Source organism: Haemophilus sp. HMSC61B11 (assembly GCF_001838615.1).
In the GTDB taxonomy this organism is placed as follows: domain Bacteria; phylum Pseudomonadota; class Gammaproteobacteria; order Enterobacterales; family Pasteurellaceae; genus Haemophilus_D; species Haemophilus_D parainfluenzae_AD.
Map to the genome: position 1 here is coordinate 1 of NZ_KV837979.1, position 363 is coordinate 363.

Annotated in this window: 1 pseudogene; it reads right to left on the minus strand. The window is 39.9% G+C overall.

The features are described from left to right. Positions 1-59: 59 nt before the first annotated feature. Positions 60-363 (minus strand): annotated as a pseudogene (locus HMPREF3263_RS06250) (hypothetical protein); the annotation flags it as partial.

Genomic DNA, 363 nt, shown 5'->3' on the forward strand with positions numbered 1-363 from the left:
TCAAAAACAACCGCACTTTCGTTTTTATCTCTCAAGTGCGGTGAGATTTTTCTGTGTTTTTAATAGTTTTTATCCAGCCATGCCTGAATTCTTGCTTCAACTTTCTTTTCGTTGTAGCCGATTTGTGGGAAGAGGCTAAATTGATAGAACCAGTTGAAGTAGTCACTCGTGATACGTTTTTCTTTTTTAAAGAACTTGCCGTATTCTTCATCGGGATTTTCGCTGCCTAAATAATCCAAAATAAAGTTCAGTAAGGCATGATTTTGATATTCGCACGCAGGGCGGTAAATGCCGAGTGGCACACGGCGGACGGATTTTTTATTAGGGTTTTCGTGCGGAATGTTAAACACCAAACTGCCGAAA